A 16540-nucleotide genomic window follows, 5' to 3' on the forward strand; every position below is an offset into this window, starting at 1 on the left:
GAAACGACCGGGCACTGCCGGATCAAGAATCGATGGTCGGAAAAAAAAGGGGGCAGCGAGTTCGGGGAGGAACCCGCTGCCCGGGACGACGTCGTGGGGAGGGGAGGTACGACGCCGTCCTGACAGTCGGGCAATGCGCAGCACTGGCTGCGATGCATTACCCTGGAGAGCGTCCACATGATCTGGGGATGACTTTCCCCGGCTCAAGGGCTGCGACATTCCGCCGCCGGCAAACTGCCGGGACACTCTCCGATGCCGGGTCAGGCAACCTTGAGCACGTCGTCGCCCTTCTTCCAGTTGCACGGGCAGAGCTCGTCGGTTTGCAGGGCATCAAGGACGCGCAGCACTTCCTGCGGATTGCGGCCGACGCTGCCGGCGGTCACGTAGGCAAACTGGATCACACCATTCGGGTCGACCAGGAAGGTCGCGCGCTTGGCCACGCCCTCTTCCTCGTCAAGGATGCCCAGCGCCGTGGTCAGGCGCTTGGCCGTATCGGCGAGCATCGGGAACGGCAGGTCCTTGAGGTCCCTGTGGTCTCTGCGCCAGGCCAGATGGACAAACTCGCTGTCCGTACTGGCGGCCAGCACCTGGGTGTCGCGATCGGCAAACTGGCTGTTCAGGTCGCCGAAACCCTTGATTTCGGTCGGGCAGACAAAGGTGAAGTCCTTGGGATAGAAGAACACCAGCAGCCACTTGCCTGCATACGTATTGTTGTCGATATTCATGAACGCCTTTTCGACACTTTCGATCGAAACGGTGGCTTTCAGATTGAATTCGGGAAACTTGTCTCCGACGGTCAGCATGGAAATCTCCTTGGGTTGGATGAGTAAACGATCGGCTTTTGCCAAACCACGACGACAATCATATCGATCTTGTTTCAATCAATCCAATTGATTGTTAGGATTGTATCGATAGCTTTGATCAATGATCAGGACGCCGCGATGAACCTGCGTGATTTGCAATATCTGGTCGCTCTCGCCGAGTACAAGCACTTCGGCCGAGCGGCCGAAGCAACGTTTGTCAGCCAGCCGACCTTGTCCACCCAGATCATGAAGCTGGAAGATGAGCTTGGCGTGACTTTGGTCGAGCGCACGCCGCGGAAGGTGTTGTTGACCGAAGTCGGGCGCGAAATCGTGCAACGTGCATGCGACGTCCTCAATGAGGTTGAACAGATCAGGGTGATTGCCCGGCGCACCCTGGATCCGGAATCAGGCGCGCTGCGACTCGGCATCTTTCCCACGCTGGGGCCGTACCTGTTGCCGCATGTCGTACCGGCGATCCGCGATCGCTATCCGCGCCTGGAGCTGCTTCTGGTCGAGGAGAAGACCGAAGTTATCCTCGGCCAGTTGCGCGAAGGGCGGCTCGATGCGGTGATTCTGGCGTTGCCGATCCACGATCAGCAATTACACATCGAAAAGCTGTTCGACGAGCCGTTCGTGCTGGCCGTACCCGAGAGCAACCCGTTGGCCAGGCAGAAATCGATCGTGCTTGATGACCTGACCAACCAGAACCTGCTCCTGCTCGAAGAAGGACATTGCCTGCGCGATCAGGCACTCGAGGTCTGTCAATTGGCCGGAGCTGGCGAGCGCAGCGGCTTCCGCGCCACCAGCCTTGAAACATTGCGCCAGATGGTCGCAGCGAATGTCGGCATCACCCTGCTGCCCACGTTGGCGGTAAAGCCACCGGTGCCTCAGGTTGACCATGTGCGTCTGATCGAATTTCGTGGGCGTCCGCCAAGTCGCCATATCGCCATGCTCTGGCGAAAAAGCTCGGCAATGCACCACTTTCTGCAGAGTTTTGCCACCCTCTTTCAACAATTGCCGGAATCATTGTTTGATCCTTACCGCCAACCGCAGCCTCCAGATTGACCAATGCGCATGGATCCGCCGGCGAACTGCATTGAGTATGTCTTCGGTATAGGCTAGCTTTATCTACCGGGCAACATTTCCCCTACCCATTCTGGAATCATCGTGAACACCAATGCGCCACCCATCGTCGTCTCGAGTCTTGACCTTGAGCGCATCGAAAAGCTCTTTGAGCTTCAGCAGCACCGCGATTCGGCGGGAGCGAAACTCCTGAGTGCCGAATTGGCCCGGGCGAACGTGCTCGATCCCAAGGAAATGCCTGACGATGTAATCACCATGAACTCGACAGCGAGCGTTGTTGACGAAAACAATGGCGAATCGCGTGAGCTCAGTCTGGTTTATCCACGCGATGCTGACAGCAGCGCCAACAAGATTTCGGTTTTTGCTCCGGTCGGCAGTGCCATGCTCGGTCTGCGCGTCGGCCAATCGATCGCCTGGAAGGTTCCGAATGGACGTGATTTGCGTTTGCGCATCACAGCCATTTCCTACCAACCTGAAGCCAGCGGTGAATTTCACCGCTGATTGAAAACCATGCGTCATCGCGCGCATGCAAACAAACACTTCTCAGTGAGAAACCGCGTACCAGCCCGACTTGTCAAGCCGGGCTGGTCACGGACGCCCGTGCCTGGCTCAGGCCGCCGAAGTCGCAGCTGAGCGAGTCGATGCAGCAACGCGATCGAGTGCGGCCCCGAAGTCCTGCAGCAGATCCGCTTCATCTTCGATGCCAACCGATACCCGCAACAATCCGTCAGCGATACCTGCACGATGACGCGCCTCGGCTGTCATCGCCGCATGGGTCATGCCGGCCGGGTGGCAGATCAGGCTCTCGACGCCGCCCAGCGACTCGGCGAGCGTGAATAACTTGAGACCCTCGACAAGAATTCGCGCCGCCGTCTCGCCACCTTTCAGTTCAAAACTGAGCATGGCGCCGAAACCCGCCTGCTGGCGTTTGGCCAGGGCGTGGCCAGGATGCGTGGCTAATCCGGGATAGTGCACCGCGCTTACGGACGGGTGCTGATCGAGCAGTGTCGCCAGCGCCCGCGCATTCGTCTCATGCACGGCAAGTCGCGCCTTCAGCGTGCGCAGGCCGCGCAAGGTCAGATAGCTGTCGAACGGGGCGCCGGAAATTCCCAGACAATTGCACCACCAGGCAATTTTTTCGCCAATCCCGGAATCACGCCAAAGCACGGCACCACCGACGACATCGGAATGGCCATTGATGTACTTGGTGGTTGAATGAACCACGATATCGGCGTTGAACTCGAAAGGGCGTTGCAGCACCGCAGAGAGAAACGTGTTGTCAACCACGGTCAAGGCACCCACGGCGTGTGCCGACTCGACCACATGGCGGATATCGGTGATCCGCAACAATGGATTCGATGGCGTTTCGATCCAGACCAGTTTCGGCCTTTCAGCCAGTGCAGCGGCTAGCGCCAGAGGATCGTGGAAATCAACAAAGGCCACGCGATACTGACCTCTGGCGGACTGCGCGTTGAACAAGCGCCAGGTGCCGCCATAGCAATCATGCGGCACGACGAGCAGGTCACCCGGATCAAGCAAGGCAGCAACGAGAGTGACCGCTGCCATTCCGGATGCCGTGACAACACACCCTGCTCCACCTTCCAGCTCGGTCAGTGCGCCGGCCAGAGTGTCACGAGTTGGGTTTCCGGATCGCGAATAATCATACTGACGCTTCTCGCCAAACCCGGCAAAACTGAAGTTGCTGGAGAGATAGAGTGGCGGAATCACCGCACCGAACGCGGGATCGCGATCAATGCCGGCGCGAACGGCCTGGGTGGCTGGGCAAGTGGTGCTCATGCGGCTATCTCCACGTCAAGACTGGATTGGATGATCGATGAAATCCGGGCTTCTTCCTTGATGAAGGCATCGTGCCCATAGGGAGAGGAAATCGTCGCCAATCCGGCATCACGGCCAATTCGACGAACCAGTTCGTTGGCCAACGACAGCGGCACCAGCAGATCCTCGGCAATCGCAACCACCGTGGTGGTCGCACGAATCGTCTCGGGTTCGCTCTGATGATGATCCAGCGAGCGTGAAAGACACAGAAAACTCGCCGCGCTGAAGCGCGAGACAAAACGATCGCCATGCGCAGCCAGCCATCCGAGCACGCCGATGGTCGGATCGCATTCACCGAAACGGTCTTCAAGCTCGGCCGGCGTTCGATAACCGAGTACGGCGAGCTGGCGGGCGCGGGCCAATGCGCAGCGGCGATCCTCGGGCGTACGTGCCGACTCGACTCCGGCGCGCTGCAAGGTGCGCAGAGCCAATGCCCACGGGCTGGCCCGATGCGCGGCTCCGATCACGATCAGGCGTCCGAGTCGATTGCCCAGCAGGCTGGCCAGATGCTGACCGACGCAACCACCATAGGAGGCGCCAATCACCGCATCGATCTGCGCAAGGCCAAGATGATTCAGCAACTGCAGGATCGCGTGGGCCTGATCGAGACTGTCGATTGGCACGAAATCTTCATCGTTGCGCGGCCCGCTCGAAGCATCCGAGCCACCGATCCAGTCGATCGATACAAGGCGCTGTCTGCGCGGATCGAGTGCTCGGCCCGGCCCGCATTGCGCCGACCACCAGTCTCCGATGTCGCGGTCGGCAGAAATACCGCCAAGAACGATTACCACAGGTGCCAGATGCGGCCCCCATGACTGCCAGGCCAGCGCAGCATTGCCGAGCTTCAGCCCGCAGGCGAGATTGAACTCGCGCAGGCGCAGGACCTCGCGTTGAGGAGAAGGACAATCGCCCTCGCTTTGTGCTTGATTGATCTGTGTAACTGCCATGACACCCTCTGCCGTTGCGTACAGGAAGAGGCGGCAGTCCGCGAATGCGGAACGCTGCTCATCTCCCGGGACAATCCCGCTGGAGTTGGCACCGTCAGCGCAGTCGCTGTGGTTGCCTCGGCATCAAAGGGCCAGTCCCTCCGCCGATCTCGATGAACGGGATGGACTGTAGCGGCATGAATACGAGACGTCAAGACGTTTAGACGTCTATTTATAATTCGACAAAGCCTTTCGCGCATTGCACAAAGCCTGACCGACAACTCCGCGGATCAATCAAGGACAATGACCGAATGCAAGGATGCAGCTCGCTGCCAGCGTGCGCGGCCATCGAGTGCTGCAATTTCAATGACCAGTGCTGCACCGACAATCTCGCCGCCAACCAGCTCGATCAGCCGCCGCAGCCAGGGTGCCGCCCGTCGCCAGCACATCATCGACCAGCAAGACGCACTCACCAGGCCTCAATGCATCTGTGTGCATTTCAAGGCGATCACTGCCGTATTCGAGCGCATAGTCAACACCAGTTGTTGCAGCCGGCAACTTGCCGGGCTTGCGCAACGGCACGAATCCACATTCCAGCGCGTACGCGGCCGCGGCGCCAAAAATGAAACCACGCGCTTCGATGCCACAAACTCGGGTGATTGCCTGATTGCGAAAAGGCGCGACCAGCTGCGTGATCGATTCGGCAAACGCGGCGGCATCGCCAAGCAGCGGTGTCAGATCCTTGAAGTCGATGCCCGGCCTGGGAAAGTCGGGCACCTCACGGACGAATCGGGACAGATTCATCGACTCTCCTGGCTGGCAGCGGCAACCTCGGCGCTCAGGTCGTGGCCGCTCCCGGAATATCAAAGAAACGCTCGTCGGCGGGGTCAACCTCGGCTCGCAAGCCCTGATCGACCGCTTCAACAACAGGCAGCGCTCGCTCGATATCGATATCGGCAACCATTACGTTGACCAGGCCACTTACCGGCAATTCACCGGCAGCACCGGTGAGATAGGCGCCGTTGACAAAGGCCAGGACACCCGCACTTTCGAGCGCGTTCTTGACCAAATTGGCGTCGATGATGGAATCTGCGCGATAAACAATTTTCATGTGTTTCAGTCTAATACATAAAATGCGCGCTATGATCGGTTCGAACTTGCCATAGCGATACGCGAAATCAGTCTGAAAATCAGGGGAAACACGCAGTCAGGAAGCCTGCGATTCAAGCAAAGGGATCAACGTTTGGATGATGCGCAGGACTTTCCCATTGACTAAAAACGGCTTCCTTGGTGACGCGTTCGTGGAGCGTATCCGCGGGTGCGTCATTGAGCTACTGATCGCACGCGGTCCGGGTCGAACCATCTGCATGAGTGAGGCAGCCCAAGCCCTCGCCACCCGAAGCGGCTATCACTGGCACGACCTCATGCGCCCGGTTCGCGTCGTATCCGCATCGTTGGTCGACGGCGGAGCCATCGAAGCCATCCAGCACGAAGAGGTTGTCGACATTCGCAGCGCCCGCGGCCCAATCCGTCTGCGTCTGCGCGCCTTGCCCGGACAACGCAGCGCGCAAGTGGGTTAAGAGCGGGGAGTGGGGAGTGGATAAAGCCTTTTCCGCAATCCCATTGAAGAACGCTGATAGCTGACCTGATTTTCCTGGCGAGCGCTACGATGCTCCTGCCCCACCTTTGATTTGCAGACACTCTGTTCCGCGTCAAACGGTCATTCCGCATCGCCAAGAGCATCGCCTCTGAAGGGGGCACCAACAAGTTTGCGGCGAATCCGCGTTTCCCATTTCCTACTCCCCACTCCCGGCTCCTCGCGGGTTAAACTTCCCGATTGACCAACGCCCGCCAGACAGCGGATCAATCGGCATGACAGAAGCGACCACTCCGACCAATTTCATCCGCCAGATCGTCATTGCCGACCAAGCCAGCGGCAAGCACGCCGGTGTGGTGAAAACACGGTTTCCGCCAGAGCCAAATGGTTATCTGCATCTCGGCCACGCCAAGAGCATTTGCCTCAATTTCGGCATCGCACGTGATTTCTCGGGCACCTGCAATCTGCGTTTCGATGACACCAATCCTTCGCGGGAGGACATCGAGTTCGTCGAGGCGATTCGCGACGATGTGCAGTGGCTGGGCTTCGAGTGGGCCGAGCAACGCCACGCATCGGATTACTTCGAGGTTTTCTATCGCTGCGGACTGAAGTTGATCGAGGATGGCAAGGCCTTTGTCTGCGACCTCAGCGCCGAGGACGTTCGCACTTATCGTGGCACCTTGACCGAGCCGGGACGAAATTCACCATTTCGCGAGCGCAGCGTCGAAGAAAATCTCGACCTCTTCAAGCGCATGCGTGCCGGCGAATTCGCCGATGGTGCACGGACCTTGCGGGCAAAAATTGACATGGCCTCGGGCAACATCAACATGCGTGATCCGGCGATTTTCCGCATCCGCAAGTTGTCTCATCAGAATACCGGTGACGCCTGGCCGATCTACCCGATGTACGACTACGCACACTGCATCTCGGATTCCATCGAGGGCATCACCCACTCCTTGTGTACCCTGGAGTTCGAGGATCACCGTCCGCTCTACGACTGGTGCCTCGACCAGATCGATTTGCTGGCCAATCCGCAGCTGGCCGAATCCATCGTCGCCGCTGGTTTGAGCTATGCGCCACGTCGTCCGCAGCAGATCGAATTTGCCCGTGGCAACCTTGACTTTACGGTGATGAGCAAACGCAAGCTCCTGGCCCTGGTCCAGGACGGCCTGGTTGATGGCTGGGACGATCCGCGCATGCCGACCCTTATCGGTGCGCGTCGACGCGGCTTCCCGGCTGCTGCAATCCGCACGTTCTGGGAGCGCGCTGGCATCAGCAAGCAGAACTCGGTCATCGAGTACGGCGTGCTCGAGGGCTGTGTGCGCGAAGTGCTCGATGGTACTGCCGCACGACGCATGGGCGTGATCAATCCGCTCAAACTCGTGCTGACCAATCTGGCCGATGATCACAGCGAAATTCTGGACTTCCCGAATCACCCGAAAAACGACGACTTCGGTCGTCGCAACGTCAGCTTTTCGCGCGAACTCTGGATCGAGCGCGACGACTTCCTCGAAGAGCCGGTCAAGGGCTTCCATCGTCTCGTTCCCGGCGGCGAAGTGCGCTTGCGCGGTGCCGGCATCATCCGTTGCGAGGAGCTGATCAAGGATGCCGATGGAGAAGTCATCGAATTGCGCTGCACGCTTGATCCGGACACGCGCCCTGGTGGCGACACCGCCAACCGCAAGATCAAGGGCACGATCCACTGGGTCGACGCACGCACGGCGGTCGCCGCTGAAGTCCGACTCTACGATCGTCTGTTCGATGTCGCCGATCCGGACGACGACAGCGATGGCAAAACCTATCGTGACCATCTGAATCCGCAATCGCGCCGCGCCGTAGAGGCCTGGCTCGAACGCGGGCTTGAAGACGCCGCCACAGAGTCGGTCTGGCAGTTCGAGCGGCTCGGTTATTTTGTTGCCGATCGTCATGATCACAGCGCTGCGCAGCCGGTTTTCAACCGTGTCGTCACCTTGCGCGACACCTGGGCCAGGGCGGTCAAATGATCGCGCACGAGCGGATCGAGTTGAGCCTGCCCGAATGGATCGGCAGGGAAGTCGATTTCGAGCGCTGCTACACCGATGACGACGCGCGCATGCAAGTGGCGATCGGTCTGGCCCGGCGCAACGTCGAACTCGACAGCGGCGGCCCGTTTGGTGCGGCGATCTTTCGCGCTGATGGCACATTGATCGCCGCAGGCGTCAATCGCGTCGTGCCGCAGCAGTGCTCGGTGGCCCATGCGGAAATGATGGCCTTCATGAGCGCTCAGAAGCGCCTGCAACGTTTTCGCCTGAACGAGGACGGCGAGCGCTACATTCTCGCCACCAGCGCCCAACCTTGCTCGATGTGCTACGGCGCGAGCATCTGGGCTGGTATCGACGAGCTGATCATCGGCGCACGCTCCGAGGATGTCATGGCTTTGAGCGAATTCGATGAAGGCCCGCTGCCAGCCGATTGGGTCGGTGAACTGGAAAAGCGCGGCATCCGCGTGCGCCGGGATATACAACGCGAAGCAGCGTGCGCGGTTTTCGAGCTCTACCGTCATCAGTCCGGCACACGCTATTGAAGCCCCTGGTCTCTCCGCCATCGCGGACTGAGCAGCCATGACCGCATCCGGCCGCAGCTTTCTGGCCTATTGCCGCCCGGGCTTCGAAGGGGAGTGCGCGCAGGAACTGGCTGCGGCCGACGCCGAACTCGCCAGCGGCGGTTTCGCGCGCAGTCAACGCAATAGCGGTCATGTCGAGTTTGTTCTGCCGGATGCACAAGCGGCGACGCGATTCGCCAGGTCTGTCTCATGGCGCGACCTGGTTTTTGCCCGTCAGCTGCTGCGCGTCATCGCGAAGGTCGAAGGCTTGCCGCGCGAGGACAGGCTCGCATCCTTGCTGCCACCCATTCAGAGCAGCGCACGGCGCTACAAGGATGCCTGGATCGAGTCGCCGGACAGCGATGCGGCGCGTGAACTGGCAGGCCTGTGCCGCTCACTCAACAACGCGCTGATTGCGCGCATGAAGCGCGAGCAGATGATCGATCCGACGTCTGCGTTTCGTTTGCATATCTGCCTGACCGATGCGCAGACCGCTTTCGTCGCCGAAGCTGAAATTGCCGAGTCTTCGCCCTGGCCGGGCGGTATTCCGCGCCTGCGATTCCCTTCCGCTGCGCCGAGCCGATCGACGCTCAAACTCGAAGAAGCCTTGCTCACTCTGCTCGATGCCGATGAGCGCGAACGTTGGCTCAAGCCGGGCATGACCGGAGTCGATCTCGGCGCGGCACCTGGCGGCTGGACCTGGCAACTCGCGCGCCGTTCGATCAGCGTCACCGCGGTCGACAATGGGCCGATGGACCAGGGCCTTCTCGATTCCGGCCTGGTCACCCATCTGCGCGCCGACGGTTTTCGCTACCAGCCACAGAATCCGGTCGACTGGATGGTCTGCGACATGGTCGAACAACCGATCAAGGTCGCCGCACGCATGGCCGAATGGCTGGCCAACGGCTGGTGTCGGCACACCATTTTCAACCTCAAGTTGCCGATGAAGAAACGCTTCGATGAAGTTGTGCTTTGCCGTCGCCTTGTCGAAGAACGAGTCGATGCGGTCGGAAAGCGCATGCAGTGGCGAGCCCGGCAGCTTTACCATGATCGAGAGGAAATCACGGTCTTTGCCCGAATCCGCTGACGGCCGGAAACCGGATTACCCGATCGCCGAAACGGGAACCGTGCAACACAAGTGTCAAATCGTATCGCTACTATTCCAGAGTCGTTTCAATTGCCAATGGGGATCCTCATGTTCCGAATGACAAAGACCCTGATCGCGTGCGTTCTTTTCGCCGCGACAGCGAGCAGTGCCAGTGCCCAGATAGTCATCAGCCAGGTTTATGGTGGCGGTGGCAACAGTGGCTCAACCTACACCCACGATTTCATCGAGCTGTTCAATGCCGGCAGCTCTCCTCAAGACCTCACCGGCTGGACCGTTCAGTACGCATCATCGTCCGGCACAAGCTGGACCGCTACAGCGCTGACCGCCGTAGTCCTGCAACCGGGTCAGTATTACCTGATACAGGAAAACAACGGCTCCGGTGGAACTACGCCACTGCCGACCCCGGATGCAACCGGAACAATTTCAATGAGTGGGAGCAATGGCAAGGTCCTGCTTGCAAAGAGCACCACTGAGCCGGATGGAACGGCATGCCCGAGTGGAGCGGATATTGCTGATCTGGTTGGTTATGGCAGCGCCAACTGTCCGACGCCGGCGGGCGCCCTTTCCGGTGTCAACGCCGCCATCCGCAAGATGGGCGGCTGTACGAACACCGGCAACAACAGCGCTGACTTCGACGTCGCGCCCGCAGCACCGCGAAATACCGCAACGGCAACGGCACAATGCGCCGGCGGCGGCATTCCATCAATCAGCGTCGCCGACATCTCGCTGGACGAAGGAAATACCGCGACCACCCCATTTGAATTTACCGTGAGCTTGAGTGAAGCCGCTCCGGTTGGCGGCGTCTCGTTCAGCTACGCAACGGCTGATGGTACGGCAATCGCCGGAACCGACTACGATGCCGACAGCGGCAGCGGCTCGATTGCGGAAAGCGAAACCACGACCACCATCACTATCAATGTCATTGGCAATACGACGCCGCAGTCCGACCGCAGTTTCAGCTTGAACCTGACCGGAATCACCGGTGCCTTGCCAACCTCGCTCAGCGCCACCGCGACGATTGAGGATGACGATATCGGCACTTATGCCATCCACGACATCCAGGGTGCCGGAAACAGTTCGCCGCTCGAGGGCCAGCGCGTCAACACACAAGGCAATATCGTCACGGCGATCGGACCGGCGGGCTTCTTCATGCAGGCAGCGGACGCCGACGCCGACGCTTCGGTGATGACTTCGGAAGGTATCTACGTCTATACCTTCTCGGCACCTGCCGTCGCGGTCGGCGACAAAGTCGACCTCACCGCCAACGTAGTCGAATATTTCGGCTTGACCGAGCTCAATGGGGTCAGCAATCTGGTCATCGTCAGTCCCGGCAACAGCCTGCCGACTGCCGTTGTGTTCGATGCCAACACGCCATCGCAGGACCTGCTCACCCTGAGCTGCGGCACGACCAATTTCGAGTGCTTCGAAGGCATGCTGGTGCAGATCGACAACGGCATCGTCGCCCGCGCCAATCCGTCGTTCAACTCGGATCCCTACGCACAGATCTTTGTCTCGGCGTCCGGTACACGCTCGCTGCGCACGCCTGGCCTGCTGTATCCGCTGGTGCCGGGTGTCGACAACCCGAACGCCGACCTGTTCAACGGCAACCCGCACATCTTCGAAATCGACACCGATGCGCTGGGAACGGTGCCGGCCAATACCGCGATCACCGGTGGCAGCCGCTTCAGTGCGACCGGCGTGGTCGCCTACAACTTCGGCGACTATGAAGTGTGGCCGACCAGCTTCACGGTGACCGAGGCCAACCCGATTCCTCGCCCGGTCAAAGCCGGTCAGCTTGGCGCCGAATTGCGCATCGGCAGCTTCAACATGCTGCGTTTCTGCGACACCCTGGCCAACACCACATTCACCTGCGGCAATGGTGGCGAACCGGATGCTGGTGAACTCGCATTGAAGGTATCGCGCTTGTCCGACTATGTCGGCAACGTGCTCGAACTGCCCGACGTGCTCGGCGTCGTCGAGGTAGAGAACATTGCCGTGTTGCAGATGCTCGCCGATCAGATCAGCACCGATTTCAGTGTTACCTACACCGCTTATCTCGAAGAAGGCAATGACGGCGGTGGCATCGATGTCGGCTACCTGGTTCGTGGCGACCGGGTCAGCAATGTCGCCATCACCCAGCTCGACAAGGATGAAATGTGGACGGATCCACGCGATGGCCAGCCGCACAACCTGCACGATCGACCCGCGCTCAAACTTGAGGCAACGTTCGACGGTCAGGCTTTTGCCACGATCGTTATTCACCCGAAGTCGCGCAGCTGCGTCGATGCGCCGAGCGGGTCCAATTGCACCCAGGCCGATGTTGACCGCAATCGCCTCAAGCGCTTCACCCAAGGCAAGTCGATCGCGATGCGCGTGCAGGAAGAACAGAACGCGCAACCCGGTCGTCCGTTGCTGGTCATCGGCGATTTCAACGACTACCAGTTCAGCGATGGCCTGGTTCATCTCACCGGTCTGATCGAGGGCCGTTATGACGATACGAAAAATGTGCTGCATCTGGATGGCCCGAACATCGTCGATCCACCGCTTTGGGATGCCGTGAATTCATTGCCGGCCAACGAGCAGTACTCGTTCCTGTACACCGAGCAGTTCGGTGAAATTCTTGGCTACACCTCACCCAGCTCGTTCGACAAGGGTCGTGATGTACCCATCATGCAGGTGCTCGATCACGCCCTGCTCAACGATGCCGCACGTGCCTGGTTCGTCGATTTCGAATATGGTCGCGCCGACCTTGATGCGGCTGATGCCGACGCGAATGCCAGTACCACCGCAGTCGGTGTTTCCGACCACGATGGTCTGGTCGTGCGCCTGGCGACCGATCGCATCTTCGCCGACAGCTTTGGGGGCGATCCGTAAGCGCTCCACGGTGAGCAAGGATCGTATCCTCACTTCGGCCAACCCGGGCCTGCCCGGGTTGGCCTCCGCGCCACGTGCGGTGGGATAATCGGGGCCGGATTCCGCAATGTAGGCTGCAATGGCTCCTGGTCGATCCATGCTGGCGTTGGCGCGTACGCTCGACCCGGGCAGTTTCGCCGCGATCATGGCAACCGGAATCGTCTCGGTCGATGCCAGCCAACACGGCATGCCATGGCTGGCGCAAGCGCTGTTCGCGCTCAATCTGGTCATGTTTGCAAGCTTGTGCGCAATCAGCGCACTCCGCTTCGTGCGCTTTCGCGACGCGCTGATCGCAGACTTTGTCGACCCGGGATCCGCAGCCGGATTTCTGACTTTCGTCGCAGGTACCTGTGTGCTTGCCGTGCAATGCCTGATCGTGGTGCATGTGCCGGTTGCCGCACTAGTTCTCGGTGTGGTCGGCGCCATTGCCTGGGTTGTGCTCGTTTACGCGTTCTTTGCCACGATGATCGCGCGCAGGGTCAAGCACGGTCTGGCGCGCAGCATCCATGGTGGCTGGCTGGTGGTAATCGTGGCAACCCAATCCGTGGCGGTCCTGGCCTTTCTGCTGTCCGCGGACAACAGTGAACTATCGTCCGAGACACAACGCGTGCTGCTTTTCAGCGGCCTGTGCCTGCATCTGATCGGTGCTGCGTTATACCTGTTGATCATCACCCTGGTGTTCTATCGCATGGTCTTCCTGCCGATGCGCGCGCGCGATTTCAGACCGACCTACTGGATCAACATGGGCGCACTTGCGATCAGCACGCTCGCCGGCAGCTTGTTCATCCTGCATGTTCCATCGTCGGGGCCACTCGCAGATCTGGTCCCGTTCGTGAAGGGTTTCACCCTGTTCTTCTGGGCCACGGCAAGCTGGTGGATCCCGCTATTGCTGTTGCTCGAACTGTGGCGTCATGCGTGGAAGCGCATCCCGCTGCGCTATGAAGTCGACGATTGGGACATCGTCTTCCCGATCGCCATGTACACGGTCGGCACCTTCGAACTCGCGCATGCGCTGCAACTGGATTTCCTGCTGGCGATCCCCACTGTCGGCGTCTATGTCAGCTTGCTGGTCTGGGCGATCGTCGCATTGGCCTGGCTCGTGCGAAGCTCGCCTCGCCCTGATCAGTCGATCGCTCCTTCCCGGCGTTGACGGGTTTCAAGGAAAAGCTTCAATTGTTCGAAGCTTCGTAAAGCTGTTTGCGTGGCGCACCGGTTATCGCTGCCGCCATGCGCGCCGCGCGCGCGGGAGCCAGCTCTTCACAGAGCAAGGCAAATACACGACGACCTTCGGCCAGCGTCGCGTCCGCCTCCTCGCCACTGGCACCGGCAATCAGCACGACGAATTCGCCACGTTGCTGGTTGGCGTCGCTGGCGACCCGAGCGACCAACTGCTCCAGACTTCCTGACAGCACCGTCTCGAACACCTTGGTCAATTCGCGCGCCACGACGGCATGACGCTGGCCACCGAAAACCGCAACCATGTCCTGCAGGGAAGCAAGTATCCGGTGGCTGGACTCGTAAAGAATCAGCGTCCGCGACTCGGCGACCAGTTGCTGCAAGCGCTCCCGCCGTGCCGATGACTTGGCCGCAAGAAAGCCCTCGAAGACGAAACGGTCGCTGGGCAAACCGGCAACCGACAACGCAGCGATTGCCGCGCAAGCTCCCGGCACGGGTGAAACCACGAGGCCGGCTTCGCGCGCAGCGCGAACGAGGCGAAATCCCGGGTCGCTGATCAGCGGCGTTCCGGCATCTGAAATCAGGGCGACATCACCACCCTGCAGCATGCCCTCGACAAGTCGCTCGACCTGCTCGCGTTCATTGTGCTCATGCAGGGCTACAGCCTGCGCACGACTGCCGATGCGGGCCAGCAACGGCGCACTGTGCCGGGTGTCTTCAGCGGCAATCAGCTTGACCGCGCAGAGAACCTCCTCGGCCCGCCTGGACAGATCATCCAGATTGCCGATCGGAGTGGCGACCACCCAGAGTCGCCCCGGCTGCTCATTCATCTTGGCACCTGCGCGAGGAAAGCGTTGAGGATAGCCGAGCCTATACTCAGGAAGTATCACCGCATTAGGCAACTCGTGAAGACGTTGCCAAGCACGGGCAACCTGAAAACCGAGTTGGCTGACACGTTGGGGATTCGATCATGGGACGAAATACAAGCATTTCGCTCGGCAATCACTTTACCGATTTTGTTGATGACCGCGTGAAAGCGGGCTGCTACGTTTCGGCAAGCGAAGCCGTAACGACCGGAATGCGCTTGCTGGAGCAGGAAGAAGCCAACCTCGTCGTTCGAAATGGCTCGATAACTGGAATGGGTACCGGCTTGCTGTTGAGCTACGATGGCCGGGCGGAAAACATCAAGGCCCTACGGAATGGGCACGCTGGAATGCGTGCGCGTTTGGGTGCGGCTGTCGTCGATTCAACGGGCACTTCAAATGGACAGGTCGGAATTGAGGGAGCTCTGATCACAGGTTGTGTTGCGTCCCACAATGGACAATATGGAATTGCAACGGGGGCAGTGCTTCGCTACTCAAAGACTCGGTTGCCCGCGACAATGACGGCTATGGAGTCTATCTAGGTCCGGGAACCAGCGTTATTGGTGCGGTGATTACTGGCAACAACGTCGGAATATTTTCTCTAGGCGAATCGCAAATTGTCGATTCAATATTCAGGGGCAACACGTTGGTTGCAATTCAAAACGTCCAAGCAACACTGGGCGTTGCGCGTTCGACATTCGTGGGCAACAACGGAGGCGACCAACAGTGGGGAGGAACTGTAATCGAATTGGCGCCGAATATCTGCGGAAATTCGACGACGTGCCCTTGAGACAGCGATGGAGACAGGACAATCGATAGGGTCAGACAATCGATAGCAATCGACGGAGAATCGACGGGCTTAGCCTCGATTGGTCTGCACAGCCACGTTATCTATCGCATGGATTTCTTGGCGACGACGCGTAGCATGTGTTCCAAGCGTAGTTCTGACTATCGGCGAATGGACAGTTTATGAGTGATCGCCACTGCACACCAAAACTTTGTTGGCTGCGCTATATCAGCCGATCAAACGAGTCTGCTCCATCGATCACTTACGCAGGAAAACCCTACAATTCTGCTGCTCCTCGTCACGTGACGAAGGGCATCGCGGCTGAAGCCGCTTCCTACATCGAATCCTGGCATCGCTGATGCTGTCATCGCCCAAGCTGTCGTAGGAGGCCTTCAGGCCCGATGCTCTTCGTTACCTGACCGCTTTCAACAGCCGAACGGCTGATCAAGGTATCGCGACCAACGGAAGTCCCTTTTCGGGGCGGCTGAAGCCGCTTCCCACAGAAGCGGTAACGCGGAATTCGCCAACGAATCCCGCGCCGTGTTTCGACCGCTCTTTGTAGGAGAGCCATTCATGCCCGATGCTCTTGCCGCACGTAACGAAGAGCATCGCGGCTGAAGCTGCTTTCTACAGGAGAGCCATTGGCATCGTTCGCTTCTCTGGATAGCGAGTGGGCACCGACGAGATGCGATCGAGAGACAGGCGCAGTCATCGCTGATGCGTCCTCGGCATTCAAACCCCAATCAGGCTTTCCGCTGGAATACCCAGGTTTCGATGCAAGTTGCGAATCATCGTAATGGTGAGGCCGCGCTTGCCGTTCAAAACCTCGTAGACCCGATGTGGCTTGCCAATAGAGGGCACCAAGTC

General features: G+C 59.5%; 14 protein-coding genes, 2 pseudogenes and 1 riboswitch. Of the genes and pseudogenes, 9 read left to right on the forward strand and 7 right to left on the reverse strand.

The annotated features are described in order from the left end of the window. Positions 1 to 260: 260 nt before the first annotated feature. The gene (locus VFN25_RS02770) at positions 261 to 803 is read right to left on the reverse strand and encodes a peroxiredoxin (protein WP_325138581.1); all 543 of its coding nucleotides are present in this window, start codon (positions 801 to 803) and stop codon (positions 261 to 263) included. Positions 804 to 941: 138 nt separating this feature from the next. On the opposite strand from VFN25_RS02770, the gene VFN25_RS02775 reads away from it, so the two are divergent. Beyond that, positions 942 to 1868, forward strand: coding sequence for a LysR substrate-binding domain-containing protein (locus tag VFN25_RS02775; RefSeq protein ID WP_325138583.1), 927 nt, complete (start codon positions 942 to 944; stop codon positions 1866 to 1868). A gap of 102 nt (positions 1869 to 1970) precedes the next feature. Then, positions 1971 to 2387 (forward strand): nucleoside diphosphate kinase regulator, encoded by a 417-nt coding sequence (rnk, locus tag VFN25_RS02780; protein ID WP_325138585.1) that lies wholly within the window; start codon positions 1971 to 1973, stop codon positions 2385 to 2387. A gap of 108 nt (positions 2388 to 2495) precedes the next feature. On the opposite strand, the gene metB is transcribed toward rnk, so the two are convergent. The 4 genes and pseudogenes from metB to VFN25_RS02800 form a co-directional block, all read right to left on the reverse strand. After that, the gene (gene metB, locus VFN25_RS02785; protein WP_325138587.1) at positions 2496 to 3683 is read right to left on the reverse strand and encodes a cystathionine gamma-synthase; all 1188 of its coding nucleotides are present in this window, start codon (positions 3681 to 3683) and stop codon (positions 2496 to 2498) included. Beyond that, entirely contained in the window at positions 3680 to 4669 is a 990-nt protein-coding gene (locus VFN25_RS02790) for an alpha/beta fold hydrolase (protein WP_325138589.1), read from the reverse strand. Before VFN25_RS02790 ends, metB begins: the two co-directional genes overlap by 4 nt. Positions 4670 to 4724: 55 nt before the next feature. Next, positions 4725 to 4828, reverse strand: a riboswitch (SAM riboswitch). Positions 4829 to 4938: 110 nt separating this feature from the next. Then, a pseudogene (locus VFN25_RS02795) lies at positions 4939 to 5452 on the reverse strand (adenine phosphoribosyltransferase). A 34-nt stretch (positions 5453 to 5486) separates the two neighbouring features. Then, positions 5487 to 5759, reverse strand: coding sequence for a DUF2007 domain-containing protein (locus tag VFN25_RS02800; protein WP_325138591.1), 273 nt, complete (start codon positions 5757 to 5759; stop codon positions 5487 to 5489). 139 nt (positions 5760 to 5898) lie between these two features. Here VFN25_RS02800 and VFN25_RS02805 point away from each other — a divergent pair, with 139 nt between their 5' ends. The 6 genes from VFN25_RS02805 to VFN25_RS02830 all read left to right on the forward strand — a co-directional run bounded on the left by VFN25_RS02805 (position 5899) and on the right by VFN25_RS02830 (position 13997). Next, a complete protein-coding gene (locus VFN25_RS02805) occupies positions 5899 to 6228 on the forward strand; it encodes a DUF3253 domain-containing protein (protein WP_325138593.1) in 330 nt (109 codons plus the stop codon). Between the two features lie 292 nt (positions 6229 to 6520). Further along, positions 6521 to 8248 (forward strand): glutamine--tRNA ligase/YqeY domain fusion protein, encoded by a 1728-nt coding sequence (locus VFN25_RS02810; RefSeq protein WP_325138596.1) that lies wholly within the window; start codon positions 6521 to 6523, stop codon positions 8246 to 8248. Continuing rightward, positions 8245 to 8808: a nucleoside deaminase gene (locus tag VFN25_RS02815; protein ID WP_414648836.1), complete on the forward strand. Its 564-nt coding sequence runs from the start codon at positions 8245 to 8247 to the stop codon at positions 8806 to 8808. Before VFN25_RS02810 ends, VFN25_RS02815 begins: the two co-directional genes overlap by 4 nt. A 37-nt stretch (positions 8809 to 8845) precedes the next feature. Continuing rightward, positions 8846 to 9913, forward strand: coding sequence for a 23S rRNA (cytidine(2498)-2'-O)-methyltransferase RlmM (gene rlmM / locus VFN25_RS02820; protein WP_325138597.1), 1068 nt, complete (start codon positions 8846 to 8848; stop codon positions 9911 to 9913). Positions 9914 to 10021: 108 nt separating this feature from the next. Then, positions 10022 to 12808 (forward strand): lamin tail domain-containing protein, encoded by a 2787-nt coding sequence (locus VFN25_RS02825; protein WP_325138599.1) that lies wholly within the window; start codon positions 10022 to 10024, stop codon positions 12806 to 12808. Positions 12809 to 12926: 118 nt separating this feature from the next. Beyond that, the gene (locus tag VFN25_RS02830) at positions 12927 to 13997 is read left to right on the forward strand and encodes a tellurite resistance/C4-dicarboxylate transporter family protein (protein WP_325138601.1); all 1071 of its coding nucleotides are present in this window, start codon (positions 12927 to 12929) and stop codon (positions 13995 to 13997) included. Between the two features lie 19 nt (positions 13998 to 14016). Here the strand turns inward: VFN25_RS02830 and rsmI are convergent, their stop codons facing one another. After that, positions 14017 to 14853 carry a 16S rRNA (cytidine(1402)-2'-O)-methyltransferase gene (gene rsmI, locus VFN25_RS02835; RefSeq protein ID WP_325138603.1) on the reverse strand — a complete coding sequence of 279 codons (837 nt, stop codon included), beginning with the start codon at positions 14851 to 14853 and terminating at the stop codon, positions 14017 to 14019. Positions 14854 to 14993: 140 nt separating this feature from the next. Here rsmI and VFN25_RS02840 point away from each other — a divergent pair, with 140 nt between their 5' ends. Next, entirely contained in the window at positions 14994 to 15428 is a 435-nt protein-coding gene (locus VFN25_RS02840; RefSeq protein ID WP_325138605.1) for a type II toxin-antitoxin system ParD family antitoxin, read from the forward strand. A gap of 977 nt (positions 15429 to 16405) precedes the next feature. Here the strand turns inward: VFN25_RS02840 and VFN25_RS02845 are convergent. After that, positions 16406 to 16540: pseudogene (locus tag VFN25_RS02845) on the reverse strand (transcriptional regulator); the annotation flags it as partial.

Origin of the sequence: Dokdonella sp. (assembly GCF_035703485.1) — a bacterium.
Taxonomy (GTDB): Bacteria; Pseudomonadota; Gammaproteobacteria; order Xanthomonadales; family Rhodanobacteraceae; genus Dokdonella.